1 protein-coding gene is annotated in these 651 nt (G+C 59.0%); it reads left to right on the top strand.

The features are described from left to right. The coding region (locus EET67_RS25395; RefSeq protein ID WP_128628927.1) for an IS6 family transposase at window positions 1–589 on the top strand (589 nt) is incomplete at its 5' end. Window positions 590–651 lie beyond the last annotated feature (62 nt).

Genomic DNA, 651 nt, shown 5'->3' with positions numbered 1-651 from the left:
GTTGGAGCGCGGCATTGTCGTTTCCTACGAAACGATCCGCCGATGGGGAAAGAAGTTCGGCCCGAACTATACGCGTCGCCTTCGCCGCAAGCAGCCCAGCCGGCACGACGTCTGGCATCTGGACGAGGTGGTCATCACCATCGCCGGCAAGAAACACTGGTTGTGGCGTGCCGTCGACCAGGACGGCTATGTGCTTGATGAGATCGTCCAGAACCGCCGCAACACCAAGGCTGCCAAGCGATTGCTGACCCGGCTTCTGAAGAAGCAGGGCATCACGCCGAAGCGGATGGTCACCGACAAGTTGCGCTCCTATGGTGCTGCGCGACGCCAAGTCATGCCGAGCATCGAACATCGATCGCATAAGGGCCTGAACAACCGCGCCGAAAATTCACATGTGCCGCTGCGAAAGCGGGAACGATCGATGCAGCGGTTCCGATCAGCGGGAAGCCTCCAGCGCTTCGTCTCCGTCTTCTCCGCCATCCGAAATCTCTTTGTTCCACCTCGTTCAAAACGCTCCGCATTCCAAAACCGCGTTCACCGATTCCTAGCAATCGCCGAGTGGAAAGCTGTGGCCGGAACCGTGGTCTGAATTCAAACAGCAAGGCAGAACGTCTCCCGCGACCAAGGCGCAAGTTAACGTGACATCGCCGC

It is taken from the genome of Borborobacter arsenicus, assembly GCF_003934165.1.
Lineage (GTDB): Bacteria > Pseudomonadota > Alphaproteobacteria > Rhizobiales > Rhizobiaceae > Pseudaminobacter > Pseudaminobacter arsenicus.
The sequence above is the reverse complement of the archived record's forward strand: the minus strand, read 5'-3'. Positions and strand labels throughout refer to the sequence as shown.